Here is a 26,746-nt window from a genome sequence, read left to right on the forward strand (position 1 = left end):
TCAATAGATAATGTTGCGTGCCGTTTGATCGAGCTAAGACCTGCGTTCTTTTTAGAATATTGTGTGATCTTTGACGGTTACAATGGGATAAAAATAAATAGCTGTCAATGAAATTTATTGCATAATATACAAAAAAAATCATAACGTTTCGATTTTATATTCACGTTCAATGTTTTTAAAAGTATAAAGGTAGCTTTCGATTCTTATTTAAAAAAACCATTTATTTTAATTAGATAATTGATTACTAACAGTAATTTTAAAATTTTGTTTTTTTATTAAAATTATCAAACAGAGTTTTTTTAAATTATTACAATGACTATAAGAGTTAAAAAATAATCGAATTGAAGGTTGACATGATGAAACTATATGGAAATAATATACAAATAAAGAAATAAATTTCATTTTAGCTTTGAATTTATTAGCTAGAAAAAAACGGGGTTCAATCATGATTCTAATAATAAAGTTGTCCCGCTTTATTTTCCTTTGGGACGCATGTTCACGCGTTTGGAGGTCTGACAAGTGACTAATGACCTCATCGTAGGTATTGATGCCGGCACATCAGTCGTGAAGGCAGTTGCCTTTTCTCTCGATGGAAAGCAAATAGCCGTTGCCTCGGTTCGTAACACTTATAGCGCTGGGTTAGACAGCTCTGCTACTCAATCTCTCAGCCAGACATGGGAGGATTGTGTTGCAGCGCTTAAAGCCCTAGGTGAAAAAGTTGAAGACTTTCATCGGCGTGTGATTGCTTTGGCTGTAACGGGGCAAGGTGATGGAACATGGTTAATCGATGATGCAGGATTACCCGTTTGTGATGCGTGGTTATGGTTGGATGGACGTTCCTCTCCAACCGTCGATATTCTTAACGCTCAAGCCAGCGAACGTCAACGCTTTGAAAAAACTGGTACCGGGCTAAATACTTGTCAGCAGGGAGTCCAACTGGCTCATATGGCGTCCCATTATCCGCATTTACTTGAAAAGGCAAAGACTGCTTTTCATTGTAAGGATTGGTTGTACTTCAATTTGACGACAGTGAGAGCAACGGATCCATCGGAAGCCAGCTTCACTTTTGGCAATTTTCGTACTCGACAATATGATGATCAAGTAATCGACAGTTTAGGACTCAGTGACTATCGTAATCTCTTGCCTGAAATCATTGATGGCTGTGAAACAACTCATCCTCTTTCTAAAGAAGCCGCAGATCTTACCGGGTTAAAGCCCGGAATCCCTGTTTCTCTAGCATACGTTGATATGGTAATGACCGCATTAGGAGCTGGCGTTCATACTGGACAAGACAATGTAGCCTGCTCTGTTATTGGCTCTACAGGTGTACACATGCGCTCTGTTTCGTCTGATGATGTGTATCTTAATGAGCAGAGTACTGGTTACGTGATCGCCTTACCTATTCCTGGACGGGTGACTCAAGTGCAAACCAATATGGCGTCTGCATTAAACCTTGATTGGCTACTAAACGTGGCTTCCGATTTGTTAAAAGACTTTGGTTGCGAGTCTTCACCTCATATGTTGGTTAATAAGGTCGAAGACTGGCTGCAGCAGGTAGATGAAGGCCAATTACTTTATCACCCTTATATTTCCGATGCGGGAGAGCGAGGACCTTTTGTCAACGGTAGGGCTAGAGCAGGCTTTACAGGCTTAACGTATCACCATCGATTTCCTGATTTGGTTCGTGCGGTTGTTGAAGGTCTTGGTATGGCGATGCGGGATTGTTATGAGGCCATGGGTGGCACAACACAAGAACTTCGTCTAAGCGGTGGTGCGGTCAGGTCGACCACATTACGTAAAATTTTATCAGCTTCTGTTGGTGCCGATGTACGTGTGTCAGGGCGAGAAGAAGCAGGCGCAGCGGGCGCAGCAATGATGGCAGCTGTGGCGATTGGCCAATACCAAACGATGGATGACTGTATTGCCGAATGGGTCACACCATTACTTGGCCAAGTGGAAAAAACAGACAGAGCACTCTGTGACCGTTATGACGTGCTTTTTAATGCATTCTACCAGCAGCGTTTGACGCTTCCTGATACATGGCTTGCCATGGAGCAGTTAAGGGAGCAGCCGGCAAAGCACTTTCAGGTAGATCCTTCTGATAAGTCATAGCGCGATCTTTGGCGACGAAATAAGAGGTTCTTTATGAATAACGAACAGATATTAGATCTTTTTGTAATTGGTGGCGGAATCAATGGCGCGGGTATTGCTCGTGACGCTGCTGGTCGAGGCTTAACCGTAGCGCTTTGTGAAAAAGACGACCTTGCACAAGGCACATCTTCTCGCTCGGGAAAGTTAGTTCATGGTGGTTTACGTTACCTTGAGTATTATGAGTTCCGTTTAGTACGTGAAGCGTTGATCGAACGAGAAGTGTTGTTGAATTCTGCCTGTCATATTATCTGGCCTATGCGATTTGTATTGCCTCACAGTAAAGAAGACCGCCCTGCATGGTTAGTTCGTTTAGGGTTATTTTTATATGATCACCTCGGAGGACGTAAACGCCTTCCTGGTACAAGAACACTGGATTTATTGCGTGATCCAGAAGGAACACCAATAAAAGATCAATACACTAAAGGTTTTGAATACTCGGATTGTTGGGTTGATGATTCGCGTTTGGTTGTTTTAAATGCATTGGATGCTGCTCAAAAAGGTGCGCAAATACTGACCAGAACCCGTTGTTTATCAGCGAGTCGCCAGGACGGGCATTGGCTCATCACAACTGAAAATGAATGGACTAAAAAAATACACAGTTTCAAGGCTAAGGTGTTGGTGAATGCTGCGGGGCCTTGGGTGCGTAATATTGTTGATGATGTCGTCCACTCGCAGAGTTCTCGTAATATACAACTGGTTAAAGGGTCGCATATTATCGTGCCTAAATTTTGGGAAGGCCGACAAGCTTATCTTGTACAAAACCACGATAAGCGTGTGATCTTTATTAATCCGTATGAAGACGATAAAGCATTGATCGGCACGACGGATATTCCTTATGACGGTCGCGTAGAAGATGTGGCACCAGAAGAGTCTGAAATTGACTATTTGCTTGCCGCCGTTAATCGCTACTTTAAAGAATCTCTAAGACGCAGTGATGTCATTACAAGCTTCTCAGGTGTTCGACCTTTATTTGATGATGGTAAAGGTAATCCCTCTGCAGTAACACGAGATTACGTGTTTGACTTGGATGAAACCGATGGCGCGCCGTTGTTGAATGTATTTGGCGGCAAACTGACAACATTTCGAAAATTGTCTGAGCACGCGATTCATAAAATTGAACAGTTTTTCCCAAACATTGGTGGTGATTGGACGCGTGGTGCAATTCTACCAGGTGGTGATATTCGTAATGCCGACTTTCAAGGTTTCATACAAGATTCTAAAGCCGTCTACAGTTGGATGCCTAGGGCATTGCTCATTCATTATGGTCGACATTATGGTTCTTTGATTAAAAAAATTGTTGGTAATGCGACAGATATTGATGATCTTGGCGTCTATTTTGGTTCAAATTTGTATGAAGCTGAAGTGCGGTATTTGGTGGCGAGCGAGTGGGCGATGACTCCGGAAGATGTGTTGACTCGGCGGACGAAAGAAGGACTTCATCTAAATGATGAGCAAAAAGTGTTTTTTTCTGACTGGTTCCAAGAGCGGTTCATTACGTCACAAGCCCATACAGAGATAGCATAAGAGAGGTTGAGTATGCCGTTAACATTAGGACTTAATACAAACCCTTTGGTGAATCGATTTGCTGAACCAGCAGAGCTCATTGATGCCATTGCGCACGATATTAAAATTCGTGATGTCCAACTCACGCATGAATTTATTAACCCCAGCTGGCCTGCTTCTGTTATTCGTCGGTTAACAAGAGAGATGCAGGTGGCATTGGATCGAACAGGTGTTCGTATTACGTCAGGTATGACAGGGCCTTATGGGCGCTTGAATCATTTTGGGCATCCAGACGCTGATGTTCGTCGTTATTATGTTGAATGGTTTAAGACCTTTGCGGATATAACCGCCGATTTAGGCGGACACGCAATGGGAACACAGTTTGCCATCATGACCCACAAAGATTTTGATAATGAAGTGCGTCGTGAAGAATTGACAAGAATAGCCATTGATTGCTGGGCAGAAGTGGCTGAGCACGCAAAGCAGGCGGGTCTAGATTATGTGTATTGGGAGCCAATGAGTGTCGGGCGTGAATTTGGTGACACCATTACTTCTGCCATGGCGCTTCAGCAACGGTTAACTGATGCCAATATGGCCATTCCGATGTGGATGATGGCAGACATTGATCATGGAGATGTTACATCGAGTAATCCTGCAGATTATGATCCGTATGCTTGGGCTGAAGCGGTTCCAACTGTTTCTCCTATCATTCATATTAAACAAAGTCTTATGGATAAGGGCGGGCATCGGCCTTTCATTGCGGAATACAATCAAAACGGTCGTATTCAGCCAGCGCTTTTATTAGATGTCTTATATAAAGGTGGAGCTAAGGACAACCAGATTTGCCTTGAGCTCAGTTTTAAAGAGCGTGATCCAACGGATTATCAAGTGGTCGAACAAATTGCTGAAAGTGTTGCTTTTTGGGCTCCTCATATTGATAGTGGAGTGCAGGACTTAAATATTTAATAACTTCTTAATTTGAAAGTAAAACCTCTCTATTATTCAAGTCGAAATTTTATTATCTGTGGTGTAAGGTTTCGTTTATTTTTACTTAAGAAGACAAACTAGAGACTAACGTGCAGAATCCGCTAATGTTTGCGTTATGCCTGTTCGTCATAATTAAACATAATGGAGCGATAGAGTGTGGATGGAAGAAAATCTAGTACCGAATCTGATGGCTCATTAGCCATTCGAGCAGCATGGCTGCATTACGTTGGCGGTTTAACTCAGGCAGCTGTTGCTAAAAGGCTTGGGTTAACATCCGTTAAGGTTCATCGTTTAATTTCAAAAGCGGTTGCCGAAGGCGCTGTAAAGGTAACAATAGATGGCAATGTTACTGAATGCGTTAAACTTGAAAATCAACTCATAGCAAAATTTGGTTTAAGCCAATGTACCGTTGCTCCAGATTTAGGGGAAGAAGGGATACCTCTTAGAGCGTTGGGTCAGGCAGGTGCTTCCTATCTACGTAATGTGTTAGCGACGCAATCCAATATAACAATTGGCTTAGCACTTGGACGTGCTTTGGCTGCGGTTGTTCATCAGCTGCCTAAGTTAGAGACTTCAGATATTCGTTTTGTTTCTTTATTAGGTGGATTGACCCGGGATTATTCGATTAACCGAGATGACGTTCTGCATTGGATAGCGGCGAAAACAGGCGCACCTGCATACACCATGCCGGTGCCGTTGTTGGCAAACTCTGTTGAAGACAGGACCGTTCTTCTTAATCAAAAAGGAGTTAAAGAAGTCTTTTCTATGGCTAATAATGCCGACATTAAATTTATTGGTATTGGTACCGTTGCTCAAACTGCTCAGTTGGTTGCCTCTGGTCCGATCAAGCCTGAAGAGATTATTGAGATTGCTCGATCGGGGGCAGTAGGTGAGGTAATGGGGCATTTTTATGATGAAAATGGCCGCATAATAGAAACGTCTCTCAGTGCTAGAATGTTGTCTGTGTCCTTGGAAGGGCATAAAGGTGATGTGATCGCGGTTTCCGGCGGAGAAGAGAAGGTTGAAGCCATCCGAGCGGCGCTGAAAGGGGACTTGCTTACTGGATTGATTACCGATGAATTGACCGCTCGTGCTATTTTAGCAAACGACTGATGGTCTCTATTTTTACTCAAGCTGAGCAGGCGAATTAAGCTCCTTATCTGGCTTCGTGTTAATGATAACGCCAGCCAAAAAAATGACTCAATAACGCCTTTTATCTAATGAAGGGTATTGGGTTAAGGGTCAAAATGCAGTGTCTAAACATAAAAAACTCCTATGATGTATATTTCTAGTGTGATTTGTTTGTGATTTTTAACATTCAGGTCGACTTTAATCGCACTTTTTTCTAATGCCTTTCTTAATTTCCCAGTCAAAAATCCATTTTATACATGTTATTCTGCTCTTTATGTGTGTGAGAAAGGTTATTTTTCGCATTTTTTTGTGATTTAAGTTTAGTTTGTCTCGTTATTATTGTGTTTATAACATCTAAAATAACAAAATAAAGTTAATTATGTTAAATATAACTTTTAAAATGTTATTTTTGGGTTTATAACATACTCAAGAGATTTGCTATCGAAGTGAGTGTTTATGAAGCGTGATGAACGTAGACAGCAAATTGTCGATCTCCTTGTCGAGAGTGGTGTGGTTGATCTTGAAGAGTTAGCAATGCGTTTTGCTGTTTCTAAGATGACGATTCACCGAGATCTTGATGAACTTGAAGCCGCTGGTTTACTACGAAAAGTACGAGGCGGTGCCACTATTGAAGCGGGAATGCAATTTGAAAGTGATTTCAGATTACGTGAGCGTCAAGGTAGTGAAGGTAAAGAGCGTATGGCGTTAGAAGCGCTGGAGCTGGTTGAGCCGGGGATGACTGTAATGGTTAACGATGGTTCTATGGCTGCGGTGTTGGGTAAGATGCTTTCCCGTAAAAAGCCGCTGACGGTCATTACCAATAATGCGTCTATTTTAGAGGTATTGAAGTTCGAAAAAGGGATCGACCTTATTGCACTTGGTGGAATGTACTCTTCTAAGTTTAATGGTTACTTCGGTGTATTGACGGAACAAAACTTAACCAGTTTGCGGGCGGATATTGCTTTCTTGTCGAGCCCTGCGGTATCGGGAAACCAAGTGTTTCATATGGATGCCGATGTGATTCGAGTGAAGAAGGCTATGCTAAATACCGCGGTTAAGAGCTGTTTGTTAGTCAATCACACACGGTTTGATCGTGTTGCACTTCATGTGTTGGCAAGTCTCGATGATTTTGACTGGGTCATCACCGACCAAGTTCCAGAGCCAAACGTTCAACAGCAGTTGGTGGACGCTGGCATTCAGTTAACTATTGCGAGACCACTGGAAAATACATGACGAGTAAAAAACAGTTTTGGGTTGGTACAAGTTGGAAAATGAATAAAACATTGGCAGAAGCTCAAGCGTTTGCGGCCGCGTTACAGGTCGACGATGTGAATGCAGATACTAATATTCACCGATTTGTTATTCCTGCATTTACGTGTGTACGTGAAGTAAAAGAAATGCTTCGGGATACGTCCGTGAAGGTGGGGGCTCAAAACATGCATTGGGCAGAACAGGGGGCTTGGACAGGAGAGGTATCTCCACTCATGCTAAATGACTGCCAGCTCGATATCGTTGAACTGGGTCACTCTGAACGACGTGAGTACTTTGGTGAAACGAATGAGACTGTTGGTCGTAAGGTCGAGTCTGCAATTCGTCATGGTTTAATTCCTCTTATCTGTATTGGTGAAACACTGGCTGATAAAGAAAGTGGTCAGGCGGCGTCTGTTCTGGCAAAAGAGGTGCGTGGTGCGCTGGAATTTTTGAGCGATGACCAAAAAGGTGCCTCTATTTTGTTTGCTTATGAACCAGTTTGGGCGATAGGTGAGCGAGGGGTACCGGCTTCTTCTGAGTATGCCGACGCAAGGCAAGCTGACATTCTGGATGTTGCTGAAAAGATATTGGGACGCAAGGTTCCTTGTTTATACGGCGGCTCGGTGAACCCTAATAACTGTGAAGAACTCATAGCCTGCGAACACATTGATGGTTTATTTATTGGTCGATCCGCTTGGAACGTTGATGGATATATCGATATTTTAAACAAATGTGCTGCAGTCGTTCGAACGCAATAATAGAACCGAGGATAACATCATGAAAATTGCAATTGCTGGAGACAGTGCTGGCGAAGGTCTAGCGAAAATTTTAGCGGATCATTTAAAAGATCGTTACGATGTGGAGGAAATTTCTCGTACTGATTCTGGAGAAGCTGAGCCTTTTTATGCCAACTTATCTGATCGTGTTGCCAATGCTGTGTTAGATGGAAAATACGATCGTGCCATTTTATGTTGTGGCACTGGTATTGGTGTCTGCATCGCAGCAAGTAAGGTGCCAGGTATTCGGGCTGCACTAACACATGACACTTATTCGGCTGAGCGCGCTGCACTTTCTAACAATGCGCAAATTATTACGATGGGAGCGCGAGTGATTGGGCAAGAGTTAGCGAAGTCCATTGCCGATGCATTTTTGGCGCAAGTGTTCGATGAAAACGGTCGCTCTGCGGATAATGTTAAAGCGATCAATTCTATTGATGAGAAATACCACGCTCGTCCGTAATTCATAGATTTAGATTATAAGCTGGAGGTGCTGTGTTAACTCATAAGCAGAAGTCAGAAATGGTGGACATTGTTCGAAACGTTGCTAAAACCGAGATTTTACCTAGGTTTAGAAGACTTTCAGACGGTGATGTATCAACCAAAACAAGCTTCGATGATCTTGTCACTGAAGCCGATGTTGCCTCTGAGAAAGCATTAGCACAGCGCTTTCAAGCCTTATTGCCTCAGGCGATTATTATTGGTGAAGAAGCCGTATCGGAAGATGAATCTTTACTGGATCAAATAGATACGAACGAACTGGTGGTTATTATTGACCCTATCGATGGTACATGGAATTTTGCTCATGGGTTATCCACATTTGGTGTATTAATTGCGGCTATTTTCCAAGGTGAAACAGTTTATGGCTTGTTGTACGATCCTTTAAATGATGATTGGATTGAAACAGGTTTAGGTGAAGGTACTTGGTATGTTCGGCCTGATCAATCACCACAGCGCTTGTTGCTTAGTGATCAGCCTGTAGATGACAAACTGGTGGGGTTTTTCTCGCCCTTTTTGTTTGCTGATTCTGCTATACGTAAACGCGTTGCTATACAGCAAGTTAGTTATGCGCGTTCTTCTAGTCTACGTTGTTGCTGTCATGAATATCGAACGATGGTGCAGAACGGCGTTGATTTCTTTATTAGCCCTAAGCCAAAGGTGTGGGATCATGCCGCAGGGATTCTTGCTTATCAGGAATCGGGTGGTTATGTCTGTATGCTGGATGGAAGCCCTTATAAACCGACTGTTCGCAAAGGCGTGATTATTGCGGGACGAACAGAGGTGATTCAGGATCGCATCATTAAAGATTTCCAATTTATTGATTTAAACCTCCCTGTTTAATAGTCGGAATTAATTCAGTCCACCAAATCGTTGGTAAAAAGATTGTGATGCCTCGGGAAGTGGGCCATCGGCAGATTCTAAATTTTTCCCTAGCCATTGCTCTGCAGCTGGGGTGATTTTGCGGTAAATGTTTCGACACAGTTGTCGAGCGGCTCGTCCTTCCCAGTCTCCAGGTAAAAGTTCTTCTGGAAGCTGTGGGTCTCTCAATAGTAGTTTTCTATATTCATGAATCAATAAGGTACGAGTCAGAAAGCTGGATTCAGCATCGATGTTGTCTTTTTCATCAAGCTCTTGCCATACAGGGCGAAACAAGTCGATGAATTCTTGATAGTGAGCACCAAGCTTATCAAGTTCCCAGCACTCTCGCACAAGCATTCGAATTTGTTTTCCTGCCAGTTCTTCTTGTTGATGCGTTTTGAATATAATGACTTTGCTTTGTAAGTTTGATGACGCCAAAACGGTATTCACATCACTTAAATTGGCGCTTGGGCTGCCGATAAGTTGCCCCGTTAACACGCCAAAGCCTTGCCAGTTCAGGTTCTCTAGTAGTTGCTTTCTTGCATCCGCAGACAGCTGTTGCGTCATGATTAAGCACCAAGAGCCATCCCATACGGTTTGATTAGCGCTGTATACTCGTCGAAACGCTTGTTCAAACTTTCGTCTGCCTGACCCCGTTAAGCTGTAATAGCTTTTTCTTCCAACTTTGTCACTGGTTAGCCAGCCATCTTGTGTTAAACGAAAGATGGTCGTTCTCATTAATCGCTCGTTAATTCCCATCGGCTCAAGCAGCTTGATTAAGCTGCCTAACCAAACGGTTCCACCATGTGGCTCAATCGTATCGCCATATAAGGTGATGACAAGAGAAGATGCTCGAATGGGTTTTTGCTGTTGGAAGCGAGTGATTAATGTGTCTAAAGTATTAAGTTTATTCATTATTAACTGGTGATCCAGTGTGAGTTAGCCGAGCGGTTATTCTCTTAAACCTGTTCGGCTTAGTAAAGAAGAATAGTCTTAAAACGCTAGACTAACTGGTTTTTTGTGCTTGAGTGTATTTAGCTTTTTGGCTGATGTGACCGACTTTGAAGGATTGGTCTATCTGGTTCTATGGCATTTAATGGAATGCATTCAACCATGGATTTGAGGCATCTTTTTGAGAGTTCTATGTATTCTTGTGTGCCCGTTTGTTTCCATTTTAGTTCATCATCTGTTACCGATCGAATAATTTTTCCTGGTGCACCCATAACCAGAGATTGAGGCGGGCAGGTGAATCGGTTCTTTATGAATGAAGCGGCGGCGACAATCGAGCCTGCGCCTATTTCAGAGTAATCCATAATAACACTGTTCATACCGATTAAAGCATCTTCACCAATAATGCAGCCATGTAAAACAGCACCATGACCAATATGGCCATGTTTGCGAATAATGGTGTGGCTATCAGCAAACCCATGAACAACACAGTTGTCTTGGATATTCGATTCTCCCTCCATAGTAATGCGCCCAAAATCCCCTCTTAAACAGGCTCCTGGACCAACATAACAGCCTTCACCAATGATCACGTCGCCAATAAGTGTCGCGGTTGGGTGTACGTACGCACTAGGGTGTACGACAGGAGTGACACCATCTATTTTATAGTAAGGCATGTTTTTTCCTTTTTTATTTGGTTCTTTATTTCTTTTATTTTAGATTATTTTGTGTCGATATGTTTTATATTCTTTCTTTTTTTACATGAAAATCGAAAATTATTAAGATTTATTTTTGCTTTAATGAATTTTTAGTCATTATTTTTTATTTTAAGTGTTTGATTTTCAAGTATATTTATAATTTTCGAGTTGGGTTTGTTTATTGGCCTATCAAAAGGGATACGTAAAAAGTAAAGTTTAATATTGTTTTGTATCTAATTATGATTCATCTTTATGTAAAGTGAAACGCGATTGAGCTTGCTAGAGTGTGTTTACTGAGCGAATTAATAACAATAAGATTGAGTGTTTGAATCAAATGAAACATAAAAATTACCAATCATTGGTTGTGCATCAGGCGGAGAGCGGGGTTCAGTTGGTACAGTTGAACCGTCCAGAAGCATTGAATGCACTGACGACAGGGTTATTGGCAGAATTATCCGATGTCATGGATGTGGCTGAGGCGTCGGACGATATTCGAGTGCTAGTCCTTACTGGCGGCTCAAAAGCGTTTGCCGCTGGAGCTGATATTAATGAGATGGCAGAACGTGATCTCGTTGGTATGTTGAATGATCCGCGTCAGCAATATTGGCAGCGTATAACCCGTTTTTCTAAACCTGTCATTGCAGCCATTAATGGTTACTGTTTGGGTGGCGGCTGCGAGTTGGCTATGCATGCGGATATTCTTATTGCCGGTCGTGATGCGCAGTTTGGCCAACCCGAAATTAATCTAGGTATCATGCCTGGAGCAGGCGGAACCCAACGTCTGTTACGTGCTGTTGGTAAATCTCTCACCATGCAAATGGTACTCACCGGTCAACCTATCAATGCCCAGCAGGCAAAAGATGCTGGTCTCATTAGTGAAATAACCCAACCCGAACTTACGGTTACTAGAGCCTTGACTTTGGCGAAAGTCATTGCGAGTAAAGGCAGTCTTGCCGTGCGCTTAGCAAAAGAATCCATTCTAAAAGGTATGGATACTGACTTAGCAACTGGCCTGCGTTTTGAGCGCCATGCTTTTACTGTGTTGGCAGGTACCGAAGATAGGAAAGAAGGGATTCTGGCGTTTAAAGAAAAACGTCAACCAAACTTTTCTGGTCGCTAATTTTTTTGGTGTTATTTTTCAATTCTTAGAGAGGCAATAGTAAATGAGCTTCGAACACATTCTATATTCGGTTGATTCTGGTGTCGCATTATTGAGCTTAAATCGCCCCAAGGCGCTTAATAGCTTTAATGAGGCGATGCACCTTGAAGTGCAGCAAGCACTAAAGTCTGCTCTAAAAGACAAGCAGGTTAGGGTATTGGTTTTAACAGCAGAGGGGCGGGGGTTTTGTGCCGGACAAGATTTGTCTGATCGAAATGTTGATCCTAGTGCGGCATCACCTGATCTGGGTATTTCCATTGAACGTTTTTACAATCCACTGATTAAGCAGTTGCAGGCTTTTCCCATGCCAGTGATATGTGCGGTTAACGGTGTGGCGGCAGGTGCTGGAGCTAATATTCCTTTGGCATGCGACCTGGTCATTGCGGCGCGTTCTGCCAAATTTATTCAGGCTTTTTGTAAGATTGGTTTAATACCTGATTCCGGTGGAACTTGGTTTCTACCACGCTTGATCGGTATGGCAAGAGCCAAAGAGTTGGCGCTGCTGGGAGGGCCCCTTATGGCGGAAAAAGCGCTGGAATGGGGAATGATTTATAAAGTCGTAGACGATGAAGATTTGCGCGAAGAGGCCATGTCGTTGGCGCGTCGTCTGGCAACGCAGCCGACCAAAGGTTTGTCTTTTGTTAAGCGTGCGCTCAATCAAAGTTTTGATCACGATTTTAATACTCAACTCGATGTTGAGCGTGATTTACAGCGTATGGCAGGTCAAACGCAGGATTACCGTGAAGGCGTAAAAGCCTTTATGGAGAAACGTACGCCAGAATTTAAGGGAGAATAATCATGCCTGCCTTGAAACAAAGTACGCCTATTGGTGTGATTGGTGCTGGCGCGATGGGGGCGGGAATTGCTCAGGTAGCAGCGCAAGCAGGCCATCAAGTTAAGCTTTATGACAACCGAGAGGGCGTGGCGAAATCTGCTATTGAAGGTGTTGCCAAGCAGCTGGCAGTCTTAGTAGAGCGTAAAAAATTCACTTCAGAGCAAGTGCAGAAAATATTGGCGCGATTGCATGCTGCTGACACACTGAATGATTTTTCAGATACTGGGTTGGTGGTAGAGGCTATCGTTGAAAGCATCGACGTCAAGAAAGCCATTTTTGACACCTTAGAATCTGTTTGCGCTGAAGGCTGTATTTTAGCGAGTAATACCTCTTCTATTTCTATTACCCGTTTAGCAGCCGGAATGAAACGCCCAGAGCGTATGGTGGGAATGCACTTCTTTAATCCGGCACCCATTATGAAATTGGTTGAAGTGGTGTCTGGCTTAGCAACGGATTCTAATGTGGCAACCTGCCTTTATGAAACGGCATTAAATTGGGGAAAAAAGCCAGTTTATGCGGCCTCTACACCGGGGTTTATTGTCAATCGAGTAGCGCGTCCTTTTTACGCGGAAAGCTTTCGTTTACGACAAGAACAAGTGGCCGACTGTGCGACATTAGATGCCTTGTTACGGGGCGCGGGTGGTTTTCGAATGGGGGCTTTCGAACTGACGGACATGATTGGTCATGATGTGAATTATGCCGTCACCTGTTCCGTGTTCGATGCTTATTATGGCGACTTCCGTTTTCAGCCCTCTCTCATTCAAAAAGACTTGGTCGATGCCGGCTATTTAGGTCGAAAATCAGGTCAAGGTTTTTACTCCTATCAAGATGGGGCTGAAAAGCCTGAGGCTCAAGTCGTCTCTGTCTCATCTTCGGTTCATGTGAGTAGCATTAGGTGTGAAGTGCCCGAAGATGTTGGCCACCTTGCAGGATTGGTTGAACGATTGTCTCAGACGGGTGTTTCGATAACACGTGTTTCTAGTGTGGCGAAAGGTTGTCTGAAAATCGGTAGAGCTTTGCTAGCGTTAACCGACGGACGTATGGCATGTGAACGAGCCAAAGACGAGCAGTTAAATGAACTTGTGTTGGTGGATTTAGCGCTGGATTATCAGAGTGCAGCTCATCTTGCATTGAGTCGTTCTGCATCGACCTCCGAAGATGCGTTTAATGATGTTGTTCAGTGTTTTGGTTTGATGGGTATTAAGGTAAGTGAAGTGGTCGACTCGCCAGCATTGGTTGTGATGCGTACGGTCGCTATGTTGGCGAATGAAGCGGCCGATGCTGTTTTACAAGGCGTTACGAGTGTCGAAGGTGTGGATACGGCAATGTGCTTTGGCTTGAATTACCCAAAAGGCCCATTGGCGTGGGCGGATTCTATTGGCGTTGCTGAGATAGAAACGGTGTTGCGTCATTTACAGCAGTCTTATGGTGAGGATCGTTATCGTCCTTCTTTGTTAATTCGTCGTGTCGCTATGTTAGAAGGAAACTTCCATGCCCAATAACCTTACTGAAGAACAGGTGAAAGTGCAGCTTGCTGAGCGTTGCGCACAAGCTTTGTATGAACGAGATGTTGCCACTCAGCATTTAGGCATTGAGTTGCTATTTTCTGCGCCGGGTCAGTCTCAAGTTCGCATGACAGTGCAAGACTTTATGTTACAAGGACATAAAACTTGCCACGGCGGCTATATGTTTACTTTGGCGGATTCGGCTTTTGCGTGTGCCTGTAATACTTATAATCAACCAACCGTTGCGCTTGGTTGTTCCATTGATTACGTCGCACCTGCTTATCAAGGTGATGTGCTGACCGCAAGTTGCCGTGAGAAAAGTCGTGGTGGACGCACGGGAAACTACGATGTCGAAATTCATAACCAACAAGATCAATTGATTGCCATATTTCACGGTAAGTCTTACCGCATTAAAGGCGAGATACTTTCACAGGAGAACGTAAATGACTGATGCTCTTATTATTGATGCTATCCGTACGCCGATTGGGCGTTATGGTGGTGCGCTTTCTAAAGTCAGGGCAGACGATTTGGGTGCTATTCCAATTAAATCTCTAATGGATCGAAACCCGACGGTTGATTGGTCAAAAGTAGATGATGTCTTGTATGGCTGTGCGAACCAAGCAGGTGAAGACAATCGTAATGTGGCTCGAATGTCTTCTTTGTTAGCAGGGCTTCCTCACAGTGTGCCGGGTTCGACGATAAACCGCTTGTGTGGTTCTGGTATGGATGCGGTTGGCTTGGCGGCCAGAACCATTCGTGCTGGTGAAGCGGGGTTGATGATTGCGGGTGGTGTTGAGTCTATGTCGCGAGCGCCATTCGTACTGGGTAAAGCGGATCAGGCTTTTTCTCGTCAGGCGGACATGTACGACACGACGATCGGCTGGCGTTTTGTTAATAAGCTGATGGCTGATCAGTACGGTGTGCATTCTATGCCTGAAACTGCTGAAAACGTAGCGGAAGATTTTCATATTTCCCGTGAAGACCAAGACTTATTCGCCTTGCGTAGCCAGCAAAAAACCGCTGTTGCTCAAGAGAATGGGCGTCTATCGAAAGAGATTGTCCCAGTTGTTATTCCGCAGCGTAAAGGAGAGCCACTGGTCGTGTGTCAAGATGAGCACCCTCGTGCCGACACCAGTTTGGAAGCCTTGTCGAACCTAGCAACGTCATTTCGTCTTGATGGTAAAGGCTCGGTGACGGCAGGCAATGCGTCTGGCGTGAATGATGGTGCTTGTGCCTTGTTGTTGGCTAGCGAAGAAGCGGCTGCGACTTATGGTTTAAAAGCGCGTGGCAGAGTATTGGGTATGGCGGCGGCAGGTGTTGAGCCTCGTATTATGGGCATTGGTCCTGCTCCAGCGTCTAAAAAGGTACTTGCTCAAGTGGGCTTAACACTAGACGACATGGACGTGATTGAATTAAATGAAGCCTTTGCGTCACAAGGTTTGGCGGTATTGCGCGAGCTTGGTTTAGCGGATGACGATGTCCGCGTTAATCCTAATGGTGGCGCTATCGCGTTAGGTCATCCATTGGGAATGAGTGGTGCACGGCTTATTACGACAGCATTAAATGAGCTAGAAAGTAAAAATAAACGGTATGCCTTATGCACTATGTGTATTGGTGTTGGGCAGGGGATAGCAATGGTGATTGAGCGACTCAATTAGAGCTTTTAACACGACTACTGTGCTCGCCAATACTGTGTTAAAAACAGACTCAAAATGCTCATTTATAACCCATAAACTCTGCTTTTTCGTCTGTTTTTGCCTTGTCTTGGCTTTGCTCGTGACGTCGTGGGCTGTCGTGGTGTTGTGGGGCGTCATGCGTAGCAGTCGTAAAAACGGTTTCAATTCACATAGCAGTCAAAATAATAAGGTTGTGTTACCAAAAGATAATACAGTCGTGAAAAATTTAATTCTAAAAATAATAACAGAGAGAGCATAACAATGGATATTCGTAGTCGGTTTAATCCAGATCAACTTGACCCTATGGAAACAGCCAGTATTGATGAGTTGCGAGCTCATCAATTAGAGCGTTTGAAGTGGACAGTCAATCACGCCTATAACAATGTCCCTATGTATAAACAGCGTTTTGATCAGATGGGCTTGCATCCAGATGATATTAACAGCTTGGATGACATTGCCAAATTGCCTTTCACCACGAAATCGGACCTAAGAGATAACTATCCGTACGGTATGTTTGCGACGCCGTTGAATCAAGTGGTTCGCCTTCATGCATCAAGTGGCACAACGGGTAAGCCTACTGTTGTCGGTTACACACAGAATGATATCGATACATGGGCCAATATTGTGGCGCGTTCGATCCGTGCGGCAGGTGGGCGAAAAGGCGATATTTTACACAATGCCTATGGTTATGGCCTGTTTACGGGGGGCTTGGGTGCGCATTATGGCGCGGAACGTCTTGGCTGTACGGTTATTCCAATGTCGGGCGGTCAAACTGAAAAACAAGTGCGTTTGATTAAAGATTTTCAGCCCGACATTATTATGGTGACGCCATCTTATATGTTGAATTTGCTAGACGAAATGGAAAAACAAGGCATCGATCCGCTTGGGCTTAAGTTGCGTTTGGGGATTTTTGGGGCTGAGCCGTGGACCGAAGAGTTACGCCGCTCAGTAGAAGAGCGAGCGGGTATTCGTGCGATGGATATTTATGGTTTGTCTGAAATTATGGGGCCAGGTGTGGCGATGGAGTGCGCAGAAAGCCAAGATGGGCCAACAGTATGGGAAGACCATTTCTATCCTGAAATTGTCGATCCGAATACGGGCGAGGTGTTGCCAGATGGTGAGATGGGGGAATTGGTATTTACAAGCTTAAGCAAAGAAGCCTTACCAATGGTTCGTTACCGTACGCGGGATTTAACTCGTTTATTACCGGGAACCGCTCGTCGTATGCGCCGCATTGACAAAATTACAGGCCGAAGCGATGACATGATGATTATTCGCGGTGTGAACGTCTTCCCAACGCAAATCGAAGAAGAAGTGATTAAAGTAAATCATTTTTCAGAAAATTACGAAATACATCTGTATCGTAAAGGTAATATGGATGGTATGGATGTACATGTTGAGCTGCGTCCTGATTGTGCTGGCTTTGATGAGCAAAAAATCAATGGCGCCATTAATGAATTGCGTCATCATGTGAAATCGTCTGTAGGAATCAGTATTAACGTTAAGCTTAGAGAAATAGGCAGTATAGCTCGTTCAGAGGGTAAGGCTAAGCACGTTTACGATGAGAGAATTTCTGTTTAATTAATTTCTCTATTTGATAAAGAGTAGCCTCTTATTTTAAGAGGCTAGGGTTTTTGTTGTCAAAAAACCAAAGAATTAAGCGATACATAAATATAAAATTTAACTTGAATTTATGTATCGTTAGTCTATTCTTTTAGAAAGAAGATGACTTATTTCTATGATATTGGAGATGTTCTCATGTACGCACAACAAGTTGAAACAGGGAAGAAAGCAGTAAAGTCCCTAGCTGAAATGGGGCCAGAAGAAAGGGCATTTCAGGAAAAAATTGATGCTGAAATTAAGATAGAGGCTAAAAACTGGATGCCAGATAGCTATCGAAAAACCTTGATTCGTCAAATTTCGCAGCATGCGCATTCTGAAATTGTGGGGATGTTACCAGAAGGTAACTGGGTGACCCGCGCGCCAACCTTGAAGCGTAAGTTGCAACTGATGGCCAAAATTCAGGATGAAGCGGGACATGGTTTGTATCTGTATAGCGCGATGGAAACGCTTGGTGCGGATCGCGATGAAGAGATCGAAAAGCTGCACTCTGGTCGTGCTAAGTATTCAAGTATTTTTAATTATCCAACTCTTAATTGGGCCGATATGGGCGCTGTGGGTTGGTTGGTTGATGGCGCTGCGATTGTCAATCAGGTACCCCTTCAGCGTACCTCTTACGGCCCTTATTCTCGTGCCATGATCCGAGTTTGCAAAGAAGAAAGTTTTCATCAGCGCCAAGGCTACGAAATCCTTTTGCACATGATGCGTCATGGCATCCAAGCACAAAAAGACATGGTGCAGGATGCGATTAATCGTTTGTGGTGGCCATCTTTGATGATGTTCGGCCCAAGTGATGCGGAGTCTCCTAACTCTGCTCAATCTCTGGCATGGAAAATCAAACGTCATACCAACGACGAACTGCGTCAACGCTTTATCGACCAAACTATTCCGCAATTAGAGCTATTGGGCTGCACGGTGCCAGACCCTCATTTGAAATGGAATGAAGAGCGTGGTCATTACGACTTTGGTGAGATTCAGTGGGAAGAATTCTACGAAGTTCTCAAAGGCAATGGTCCTTGTAATCGTGAGCGATTAGAAACTCGTCGAAATGCGATTCAAGACGGAGCTTGGGTACGTGAAGCGGCGGTAGCCCATGCAAACAAAAAACAAAAACAACAGGCTGCTGCCTAACTAATTTTGAGGTATCTCCTATGTCTGAATGGACACTTTTTGAAGTATTTATCCGTAGTAAGCACGGCCTGAATCACAAGCATGTTGGCAGTGTTCACGCAGTGGATGCCGAAATGGCCATTGAAAATGCCCGTGATCTTTACACTCGCCGAAATGAAGGCGTGAGTATTTGGGTTGTGCCATCTGCATCAATCACAGCAACCGCGAGTGATGAGAAAGAGCCTTTATTTGATCCATCAGAAGACAAAGTCTATCGTCATGCTAGCTTTTATGAGCTGCCTGATGAAGTAGGGCATATGTGAGGTGGTTATGACTAAATACGATGAATTAACCGAATTTTTATTGCGTCTTGGCGACAGCGCCTTGATTCAAGCCCAACGCTTATGCGAGTGGACGGGCCGTGCTCCCGCGCTTGAAGAAGAAATGGGCATGATGAACATTGGTCTTGACTTAGTCGGTCAAGCTCGCAATTGGTATGAATACGCCGCTGAGCGAATTAACGATGGTACAGATGCCGATACATTAGCGTTTCGCCGTGATGAGCGTGCGTTTCGTAATTTGTTGTTGGTAGAGCAGCCTAATGGCGACTTTGCCGTCACTATGACGAAGCAGTTTTTCTATGACACTTGGCAGTTTCACCTACTTACGATACTAAAAGGTGCAAACGATGAACGTATTGCGGCGATTGCAGCGAAGTCATTAAAAGAAGTGACTTACCATTTGCGTCGCTCATCTCAATGGATTGAACGTTTAGGTGACGGTACCGAAGAAAGCCATCAGCGCATGGAAAAAGCGATAGATATCGTTTGGCGTTTTACCTTTGAACTCGTTGAAAAAAGCGATACCGAATTGGCTTTATCTGTGTCAGGCAATATTCCAGTGCTCACTGAATTGCCGGAACAATGGCTGGCGACAGTAAACGAGGTATTCGCTAAAGCGACGTTAACGGTTCCTGATGCACCAAACACTTTCTATTTGAGTGCTCGAACAGGTATGCACTCTGAGCATTTGGGGACTTTATTGGCAGAAATGCAGTTCTTACAACGAGCTTATCCCGATGCAAGCTGGTGAGTTAATTACCACCGACCAACAAGGTCGTTCAGGGAGTGAGGCCGATATCCAGCAAGCATATAACGTGCTGGAAGACGTCATGGACCCTGAAGTGCCTGTAGTGAGTGTGATGGATCTTGGCATCGTGCGGGACGTCAGTTGGGCGGATGGACATCTTTATGTGGTGGTCACACCAACGTATTCGGGCTGCCCAGCGACAGAATATATCGAAACGTCGATACGTGATGCGCTTCAAGATGCCGGTTTTTCACATCCTAAAGTATCGCAGCGTTTAGACCCTGCTTGGACAACCGATTGGATTACTGAACAGGGCCGAAATCGCCTTAAGGCCTACGGGATTGCGCCTCCAGTCGGGAGCTCAAACAAGCGCTCTTTGTTGTCGGGAATAACGCAAGTTGAATGTCCAATTTGTGGCAGCGAAGACACTGAACAATTAAGTGAATTCGGCTCGACAGCGTGCAAATCTTTGTATCGATGTAAGTCCTGTTTAGAACCGTTTGATTATTTTAAATGCATTTGAGCCATAGATAAAAATAACATGGCCGTGGAGACACAGATGAATCAATTTCACTCACTTACTGTTTCAGATTTACGTCGTGAAACGCGTGATTCTATTTCGCTCGCTTTTGATATCCCTGAGGATTTAGCGCAGAGCTATCAATTTAAACAAGGTCAATTTTTGACACTGCGTACTCAAATTGATGGGCAAGAAGTACGTCGTTCTTATTCTATTTGCAGTGGTATTCAAGACAATGAAATGCGAGTAGCGATAAAACGTGTGCCTGATGGTCTTTTTTCTACCTTTGCCAATGATTCTATCAAGGTGGGTGATGTTCTTGAGGTCATGCCACCGTTAGGGCATTTTTATTCAGAGCTTGATCCTGCCCGTCATGGAAACTATTTATTAGTGGCCGCAGGCAGCGGCATTACCCCAATTCTGTCCATTGCGAAAACGACGTTAGCAACTGAACCGCACAGTAACGTCACACTTTTGTATGGCAATCGTTCCACCTCTTCTACCATGTTCCGAGATCAACTTGCCGATCTTAAAAACACCTACATGGGGCGTTTGAATCTAATTTTTGTGTTGAGTCGTGAGCAACAGGATATCGATTTGTATAACGGTCACATTGATGCGGATAAATGCCGTGCTTTGTTTGCCCGTTGGGTCGATGTGAAAAACCTTGATGGCGCGTTTATTTGTGGGCCTCAATCCATGACGGAAATGGTGAGAGATATATTAAAAGAGTCTGGTACACCAGAAGAAAATATCCATTTTGAACTGTTTGCTGCCGAAGGTAATGAGCGCAAACGCGAGCAGCGTGCGCAAGCTGCTGCCAATGCGGATATGTCGGAAATTACCGTCATTCGTGATGGTCATGCAATGAGCTTTGACTTGAAACAAAATACCGAAAACTTACTGAATGCCGGCAACGAGCATGGTGCAGATCTGCCGTTTTCGTGTCGAGCAGGCGTGTGTTCTACCTGTAAATGTAAGGTGGTTGAAGGCGAAGTGGACATGGACATCAACATAGGTCTTGAAGACTACGAAGTGGAAGCGGGTTATGTGCTTTCTTGTCAGTCTTACCCTGTGTCGAAAAAGGTAGTACTGGATTTTGACCAAGTTTAATTCGGCTTCATAGCTGACTTAGTTGTACAAAAATACGATCGATACATCATAAAAACAACAAAGAGGACGGTGGCGAATTTGCCACCGATGGAGAGTATTATGAGCCAAAGCCATATTTTACAAAGCCCAGTTCTACAAAGCTTTATTGCTGGGGAGTGGTTAGGTAATCAAGCTGGACAAGCATTAGCTAGCCCTGTCAACGGTGAAACGATTTATCATACACATGCTGAAACCATTGATTTTGGCCGTTCACTGGAATTTGCCCGCACCAAAGGCCGTGCTGCTTTAATGGCAATGGATTTTCAGAGTCGCGCGTCTTGTTTGCGAGACTTAGGCAAATATTTACTCGAACACAAAGAATCGTTATACGCTATTTCCTTATTAACGGGTGCGACTCGTAATGATAGCTGGGTAGACATTGAAGGCGGTGCAGGTACGTTGTTTGCTTATGCGAGTGTGGGACGACGTGAGTTGCCATCGGGTAACCTGATCCACGAAGATGATGCTTTTCCTTTAGGTCGTGATGGTCAGTTTTTCGGTTCGCATATTTTGGTGCCTCGCCAAGGTGTTGCTGTACATATTAACGCTTTTAACTTCCCAATTTGGGGTATGTTAGAGAAATTCGCAGCTAACTTTCTGGCGGGCATGCCGTGCATCGTTAAGCCAGGAACCTCAACGTGTTACCTAACACAAGCTTGTGTGCGTTTGATGGAGGAATCTGGATTTTTACCAGAAGGTAGTTTGCAGTTAATCATTGGCCGTACTGGCGATTTATTAGATCGCTTGGATGGTCAAGATGTAGTGACCTTCACGGGCTCTGCGAGCACGGCAGCAAAATTAAAAGTCACACCTAATATCATCAATAATTCCATTCCTTTTAATGCCGAAGCAGATTCGTTGAATTGTGCCATCTTAGCGCCGGACGTATCTGTAGATAGCCCAGAATTTGATCTTTTCATTAAAGAGGTCGCACGGGAAATGACGGTGAAAGCAGGGCAGAAATGTACTGCGATTCGTCGTGTATTGATTCCTGAAAATCAAGTGCAGGCGGTCTCTGAGCGTCTAACCGCACGCCTTGCCAAAGTGTCTATCGGCGATCCGCATTTAGATACCGTTCGCATGGGCGCATTGGCTTCTTTTGAGCAAAAAGCAGACGTCTTGGCACAGCTTGAGCAGTTATTAAAAAGCAGTCAGGTTGTTTATGGTCATGAAGACGGTTTTGAGCTTCTAGGAAAAGGTTCAGAAAAAGGTGCTTTTGTGCGACCTACTTTGCTGCTTAGTAATGATCCAGATGCAGAAGGCGGAGCTCATGACATAGAAGCTTTCGGGCCAATCAGTACCTTAATGCCTTATAAAAATATAGACCACGCGATTGCGCTTGCTGCTCGCGGTAAGGGTTCTTTGGTAACAACGTTAGTGACTCAAGACCCTGAGATTGCCAGAAAAGTAGTGCCTGCTTTAGCGGCGTGGCACGGGCGAGTGCATATTTTGAACGAGGCATCCTCAAAAGAATCCACCGGTCACGGTTCTCCACTGCCAATGTTAAAACATGGTGGTCCAGGACGCGCTGGTGGCGGTGAAGAATTGGGTGGTATACGTGGCGTAAAACACTATATGCAACGTGCTGCTATTCAGGGTTCACCCACCATGCTATCTGCGGTCACCGGAGAATATGTTCGTGGTGGTGAGACGTATGAAAGTGATGTTCACCCTTTCCGTCGTTACTTCGAAGATCTTCGAATTGGTGAATCTTTGCTCACTCATCGACGCACCGTTACGGAAACCGACATCGTGAATTTTGGTTGCTTGTCTGGCGATCATTTTTACATGCATTTTGATGACATTGCCGCGCGTGACTCTCAGTTTGAGCAGCGTATAGCCCACGGTTACTTTGTACTGTCGGCGGCGGCTGGGCTATTTGTTTCGCCGGGTGAAGGTCCTGTGTTGGCCAATTACGGTTTGGATACATTGCGATTCATTACGCCTGTGCCAATAGGCGACACCATTCGTGCTCGCTTAACGTGCAAACGTAAAATTGATCAAGGCAAGTTAAGTCCAAAAGGGGAACCTCAAGGCGTGGTGGTGTGGGATGTTCAAGTCACTAATCAACATGATGAACTGGTTGCCAGTTACGACATTTTAACGTTAGTTAAAAAAGCCATTTGATTGAGCTTAATAGGGTGGTTTATCCACTCTATTATTGATTTTTCACATGTAGCCTAATAACAACAATAAGAGAGTTTAGGAGCTGTTATGTCGATGAAAAACTGGATGGATAAACATTATCCAGAACCCAATATATACCGCTGGATTGGTTTGGGTTTAGAAGCAATTTCTGCAACGGTTTTGTTTTTATTAATGGTACTGACTTCTTTGGATGTGGCGGGTCGCTATCTTTTTAATAATTCGGTGAATGGTGCCTTTGAACTTACCCAAATGGGGTTGGCCATCATCGTGTTTGCTCAAATGCCATTAATTACATGGCGCGGCAGTCACGTCGTCGTGGATTTACTGGATCATATTTTAGGCAATCGTATCGTTAAGGTTCTTGGGATCTTTTCGGTCTTTATTGTTTCTTCTTCGTTTTATTTCTTAGCACTTCGCATTTATGAATTAGCAGAACGCTCGCTTCGTCGTGAAGAAGTAACAGAATATCTTCAGATACCGACCGGATATTTGACAGAGTACATCGCGATTATGAGCTGGGTAACGGCGGCGTGCATGCTCACTTACGGTGCTTATCGTGTGGTGAAAGGCAATAACGAATCCCAGCAGTTTGGAGAGTAGCATGTCAGTTGTATTAATCGGCTTTGCCGTTCTTTTGATTTTGATTTTGGTGATTCGAATGCCTATCGCATTTGCGATGGGGATTGTGGGCTTTTTTGGTTTTGCTATTTTACAGGGACTAAGTTTTGATAATGTACTTTCTTTTCGCTGGACAGCCTCGTTAACACTAGCGTCTAGCCGGGTCATAGAAACCGTACAAGACTACAATTTATCAGTGATACCTTTGTTTATTTTGATGGGGAATTTCGTTACTCGCTCAGGTTTATCGCAGGAACTGTATAACGCTTCTTATGCTTTTTTAGGGCACCGAAAAGGCGGATTGGCCATGTCAACGGTGTTGGCTTGCGGTGGTTTTTCCGCTATTTGCGGCTCCAGTTTAGCAACGTCTGCCACCATGGCAAAAGTGGCCATGCCACCAATGCGTAAGTTTGGTTATGCAGACAGTCTAGCAACGGCCTCAATTGCGGCTGGTGGCACACTTGGCATATTAATTCCTCCCAGCGTTATTCTTGTTATTTATGGTTTGCTAACACAGTCCAGTATTCGTGAACTATTTGCGGCTGGCTTTATTCCCGGCGTGTTAGGTATTTTTCTGTATATGTGCGCTGTTCGCTATGTTGTTTGGCGAAACCCTGCTGCGGGTCCAGCCGGAGAGCGGATGAATTTTAAAGAACGGATTATTGCTCTAAAAAATATTTGGGGTGTTTTAGTACTCTTTACTATTGTGATGGGCGGTATCTACTTGGGCGTATTTACGCCGACTGAGGCCGCTGGAGTAGGTGCTAGTGGGGCATTAATTATTGGCTTGGCGCGACGCAGTTTGAGTTTTAGCGAAATATTTGAAACCTTGGTAGACACCACAAGAACGTCGGCCATGCTGTTTTGTGTCGTTATTGGGGCGTTTATCTTTTCAGACTTTATTACTCGAGCGGGTCTGCCGGATGCCTTATTAAGTTTTGTCACCTCATTAGAACTGAGTCCTATGTTGGTGATTATGGTTATTCTGATGATTTACATCGTTCTTGGGATGGTGTTCGAAAGCCTTTCCATGTTGCTACTGACCGTCCCCGTTTTTTACCCTCTGGTATCCAGCTTAGGTTTTGATCTTGTTTGGTTCGGCATTGTTGTGGTGGTGGTGACGGAGATAAGTTTGATTACTCCGCCGGTGGGGATGAATGTCTTTGTCTTAAGCGCAGTCTTAAAAGATGTAAAAGCAGGCACGATTTTTAAAGGGGTTACACCGTTCTGGTGCGTGGATATTATTCGCCTTTTGATCATCGTTTTCATCGTACCAGTGTCTATGTTCTTACCTAATTTTTTATACGACTGAGGTGTTTTATTGCCTATTTAGGGGGTGTTAGGGAATGAAGATGTTTTTTGATTTTTTAATAATCGGTAATAAAAGAGAGCTGATTTTATAAAGAGATATGAATGTTTATCAATGCAAATCATTAACTATAGGAATAATAAAAATGATGAGTTTTAAAAAAAACCTACTGTGGGCGGTGTGTGGCGCTTCTGTTTTTGTATCAGGCATGACGTCAGCGGCAACAACGACCTTGCATGTGGCGACGTGGTTGCCACCAACAAGCGCGCAGAATGCGGTTGTTTGGCCTACGTGGAAAGAATGGGTTGAAACCGCCACGGAAGGGCGTGTTGAAGTGGTGATTGAAAATTATACGGGTTCGCCTAAAACAATCTTTGACGCGGTGGAAGATGGCGTTTTCGATGCGGGGTTCAGTGTTAACGCTTATATACCGGGTCGATTTAAGTTAGCCAGTGTGGCTGAAATTCCGGGCGAAATCACCGATGCGGAAGTTGGCTCCGTTGCATTGTGGCGTACTTATGAAGCCTATTTTAAAGCCGATCAAGAATTTAGAGGCCTTCACTTACTGGCTTTATTTGTCCACGGTCCAGGCCAGCTGAATACGACTTTTCCTGTTAATTCGTTGGAAGATTTAAAAGGCAAAAAAATGCGTGTAGGTGGCGGTTTGGTTAATGTTTTGGCAGAGCGTTTAGGCGTGACTCCTATTTCTGCACCCGCGCCTAAATCGTATGAATTAATGCAACAAGGTGTTGTTGACGGTACATTTTTACCGGCTGAGCAGCAAAAAACACTTCGCTTAAGTGAAGTAACAACCGATCTTGTGCTCTTTCCTAAGGGGTTATATACAACCGCTTTTAGTATTGTAATGAATCCAGATTCGTTCGAAGGTCTTAGTAAAAAAGACCAAGAAGCGATTATGAGTGTCTCTGGTGAAAAACTCTCAAGGCTGGCTGGTGCGGCATGGGGCAAAGCGGATGATGAAGGCATATTAGAAGCCAAAGCGAGTGGTGTTAACGTGGTGTACCTTTCTAAAGAGGATGCACTCGTAAAAGACATGGATGAATTAGAGAAAGGCATAGATCAAGAATGGATTAATTCTGTTTCTGATCGTAAGGTCGATGCGAACGCGGCGCTTGCTTACTTTAGAAAAAATGTCAGTGAATTGAGTCAGTAAAATCCAGTTATCTATTTGATGACATAATAA

General features: G+C 44.1%; 25 protein-coding genes. 23 read left to right on the forward strand and 2 right to left on the reverse strand.

The window, feature by feature from the left end; translation table 11 throughout:
- Positions 1-519: 519 nt before the first annotated feature.
- The 8 genes from MP3633_RS05550 (at position 520) to MP3633_RS05585 (ending at position 9,140) form a co-directional block, all read left to right on the forward strand.
- Positions 520-2,112, forward strand: coding sequence for an FGGY-family carbohydrate kinase (locus MP3633_RS05550; protein WP_176334790.1), 1,593 nt, complete (start codon positions 520-522; stop codon positions 2,110-2,112).
- Positions 2,113-2,145: 33 nt separating this feature from the next.
- The gene (locus MP3633_RS05555) at positions 2,146-3,675 is read left to right on the forward strand and encodes a glycerol-3-phosphate dehydrogenase (protein WP_176334791.1); all 1,530 of its coding nucleotides are present in this window, start codon (positions 2,146-2,148) and stop codon (positions 3,673-3,675) included.
- Between the two features lie 12 nt (positions 3,676-3,687).
- A complete protein-coding gene (locus MP3633_RS05560) occupies positions 3,688-4,620 on the forward strand; it encodes a sugar phosphate isomerase/epimerase family protein (RefSeq protein ID WP_176334792.1) in 933 nt (310 codons plus the stop codon).
- Between the two features lie 177 nt (positions 4,621-4,797).
- Positions 4,798-5,754 carry a sugar-binding transcriptional regulator gene (locus tag MP3633_RS05565; RefSeq protein ID WP_176334793.1) on the forward strand — a complete coding sequence of 319 codons (957 nt, stop codon included), beginning with the start codon at positions 4,798-4,800 and terminating at the stop codon, positions 5,752-5,754.
- A 474-nt stretch (positions 5,755-6,228) separates the two neighbouring features.
- Positions 6,229-7,005, forward strand: a complete 777-nt coding sequence (locus MP3633_RS05570; RefSeq protein ID WP_176334794.1) for a DeoR/GlpR family DNA-binding transcription regulator — start codon at positions 6,229-6,231, stop codon at positions 7,003-7,005.
- Entirely contained in the window at positions 7,002-7,781 is a 780-nt protein-coding gene (locus tag MP3633_RS05575) for a triose-phosphate isomerase (protein WP_176334795.1), read from the forward strand. Before MP3633_RS05570 ends, MP3633_RS05575 begins: the two co-directional genes overlap by 4 nt.
- A gap of 19 nt (positions 7,782-7,800) precedes the next feature.
- Complete coding sequence (gene derI / locus MP3633_RS05580) at positions 7,801-8,262, forward strand: D-erythrulose-4-phosphate isomerase (RefSeq protein ID WP_176334796.1); 462 nt, start codon at positions 7,801-7,803, stop codon at positions 8,260-8,262.
- Between the two features lie 32 nt (positions 8,263-8,294).
- Complete coding sequence (locus MP3633_RS05585; protein ID WP_176334797.1) at positions 8,295-9,140, forward strand: inositol monophosphatase family protein; 846 nt, start codon at positions 8,295-8,297, stop codon at positions 9,138-9,140.
- 9 nt (positions 9,141-9,149) lie between these two features.
- Here the strand turns inward: MP3633_RS05585 and paaX are convergent, their stop codons facing one another.
- A complete protein-coding gene (gene paaX / locus MP3633_RS05590; RefSeq protein WP_176334798.1) occupies positions 9,150-10,073 on the reverse strand; it encodes a phenylacetic acid degradation operon negative regulatory protein PaaX in 924 nt (307 codons plus the stop codon).
- A 119-nt stretch (positions 10,074-10,192) separates the two neighbouring features.
- Complete coding sequence (locus MP3633_RS05595) at positions 10,193-10,780, reverse strand: phenylacetic acid degradation protein PaaY (protein WP_176334799.1); 588 nt, start codon at positions 10,778-10,780, stop codon at positions 10,193-10,195.
- Positions 10,781-11,135: 355 nt separating this feature from the next.
- Here MP3633_RS05595 and paaF point away from each other — a divergent pair, with 355 nt between their 5' ends.
- The 15 genes from paaF (at position 11,136) to MP3633_RS05670 (ending at position 26,716) form a co-directional block, all read left to right on the forward strand.
- Positions 11,136-11,921 (forward strand): 2,3-dehydroadipyl-CoA hydratase PaaF, encoded by a 786-nt coding sequence (paaF, locus tag MP3633_RS05600; RefSeq protein ID WP_176334800.1) that lies wholly within the window; start codon positions 11,136-11,138, stop codon positions 11,919-11,921.
- A 43-nt stretch (positions 11,922-11,964) separates the two neighbouring features.
- Entirely contained in the window at positions 11,965-12,756 is a 792-nt protein-coding gene (paaG, locus tag MP3633_RS05605) for a 2-(1,2-epoxy-1,2-dihydrophenyl)acetyl-CoA isomerase PaaG (RefSeq protein WP_176334801.1), read from the forward strand.
- 2 nt (positions 12,757-12,758) lie between these two features.
- A complete protein-coding gene (gene paaH / locus MP3633_RS05610; RefSeq protein WP_176334802.1) occupies positions 12,759-14,297 on the forward strand; it encodes a 3-hydroxyacyl-CoA dehydrogenase PaaH in 1,539 nt (512 codons plus the stop codon).
- Positions 14,287-14,751 carry a hydroxyphenylacetyl-CoA thioesterase PaaI gene (gene paaI / locus MP3633_RS05615; protein WP_176334803.1) on the forward strand — a complete coding sequence of 155 codons (465 nt, stop codon included), beginning with the start codon at positions 14,287-14,289 and terminating at the stop codon, positions 14,749-14,751. Before paaH ends, paaI begins: the two co-directional genes overlap by 11 nt.
- Positions 14,744-15,958: a 3-oxoadipyl-CoA thiolase gene (gene pcaF, locus MP3633_RS05620; protein WP_176334804.1), complete on the forward strand. Its 1,215-nt coding sequence runs from the start codon at positions 14,744-14,746 to the stop codon at positions 15,956-15,958. The genes paaI and pcaF overlap by 8 nt, the downstream gene beginning before the upstream one ends.
- 279 nt (positions 15,959-16,237) lie before the next feature.
- The gene (paaK, locus tag MP3633_RS05625; RefSeq protein WP_176334805.1) at positions 16,238-17,557 is read left to right on the forward strand and encodes a phenylacetate--CoA ligase PaaK; all 1,320 of its coding nucleotides are present in this window, start codon (positions 16,238-16,240) and stop codon (positions 17,555-17,557) included.
- A gap of 177 nt (positions 17,558-17,734) precedes the next feature.
- Entirely contained in the window at positions 17,735-18,727 is a 993-nt protein-coding gene (gene paaA / locus MP3633_RS05630; RefSeq protein ID WP_176334806.1) for a 1,2-phenylacetyl-CoA epoxidase subunit PaaA, read from the forward strand.
- Between the two features lie 20 nt (positions 18,728-18,747).
- A complete protein-coding gene (gene paaB / locus MP3633_RS05635) occupies positions 18,748-19,029 on the forward strand; it encodes a 1,2-phenylacetyl-CoA epoxidase subunit PaaB (protein ID WP_072838264.1) in 282 nt (93 codons plus the stop codon).
- A gap of 7 nt (positions 19,030-19,036) precedes the next feature.
- Positions 19,037-19,798 (forward strand): 1,2-phenylacetyl-CoA epoxidase subunit PaaC, encoded by a 762-nt coding sequence (paaC, locus tag MP3633_RS05640; protein ID WP_176334807.1) that lies wholly within the window; start codon positions 19,037-19,039, stop codon positions 19,796-19,798.
- Positions 19,785-20,318 (forward strand): 1,2-phenylacetyl-CoA epoxidase subunit PaaD, encoded by a 534-nt coding sequence (paaD, locus tag MP3633_RS05645; RefSeq protein WP_176334808.1) that lies wholly within the window; start codon positions 19,785-19,787, stop codon positions 20,316-20,318. The genes paaC and paaD overlap by 14 nt, the downstream gene beginning before the upstream one ends.
- A gap of 36 nt (positions 20,319-20,354) precedes the next feature.
- Complete coding sequence (gene paaE / locus MP3633_RS05650) at positions 20,355-21,428, forward strand: 1,2-phenylacetyl-CoA epoxidase subunit PaaE (RefSeq protein WP_176334809.1); 1,074 nt, start codon at positions 20,355-20,357, stop codon at positions 21,426-21,428.
- Positions 21,429-21,527: 99 nt separating this feature from the next.
- Positions 21,528-23,594, forward strand: coding sequence for a phenylacetic acid degradation bifunctional protein PaaZ (paaZ, locus tag MP3633_RS05655; protein WP_217909055.1), 2,067 nt, complete (start codon positions 21,528-21,530; stop codon positions 23,592-23,594).
- A gap of 87 nt (positions 23,595-23,681) precedes the next feature.
- Positions 23,682-24,215: a TRAP transporter small permease gene (locus MP3633_RS05660; RefSeq protein ID WP_176334810.1), complete on the forward strand. Its 534-nt coding sequence runs from the start codon at positions 23,682-23,684 to the stop codon at positions 24,213-24,215.
- A gap of 1 nt (position 24,216) precedes the next feature.
- On the forward strand, positions 24,217-25,545 hold the full coding sequence (locus MP3633_RS05665; protein ID WP_176334811.1) for a TRAP transporter large permease: 1,329 nt from the start codon (positions 24,217-24,219) through the stop codon (positions 25,543-25,545).
- A 142-nt stretch (positions 25,546-25,687) separates the two neighbouring features.
- A complete protein-coding gene (locus MP3633_RS05670; protein ID WP_176334812.1) occupies positions 25,688-26,716 on the forward strand; it encodes a TRAP transporter substrate-binding protein in 1,029 nt (342 codons plus the stop codon).
- Positions 26,717-26,746: the final 30 nt, after the last annotated feature.

The organism is Marinomonas primoryensis (assembly GCF_013372285.1).
Classification (GTDB): Bacteria; Pseudomonadota; Gammaproteobacteria; order Pseudomonadales; family Marinomonadaceae; genus Marinomonas; species Marinomonas primoryensis.